The 263-nt window shown below is 53.2% G+C and carries 1 pseudogene; it reads right to left on the minus strand.

Annotation, left to right across the window (positions count from 1 at the left end):
• Positions 1–263, minus strand: a pseudogene (gene cecR, locus SB765_RS30660) (DNA-binding transcriptional regulator CecR); the annotation flags it as partial.

Genomic DNA, 263 nt, shown 5'->3' on the forward strand with positions numbered 1-263 from the left:
TAATCCTTGCAAAATCAGGTCGATATGACAGGTCACCGTCTGGTTGATCAGTTCGGTCTTTTCTTCATCGAACGCGGTCCAGCCGGTACGTAACAGAATTGTTTCTTTGCCAAGACGGAACGCCAGAATCTCACCAATCAACGCATGGGTATGAAGGATCATGCGGGTGTCATTGGCGTCGCAGCCGGTCCAGGCGGCAATCAGGCGTGTCAGGTGGCTGTGTAGCGGACTAATCACCTGTTCGTGCACCAGGTGGTAGGCTG

The sequence above is a fragment of the Pseudomonas sp. SIMBA_067 genome, assembly GCF_046534675.1.
Lineage (GTDB): Bacteria > Pseudomonadota > Gammaproteobacteria > Pseudomonadales > Pseudomonadaceae > Aquipseudomonas > Aquipseudomonas putida.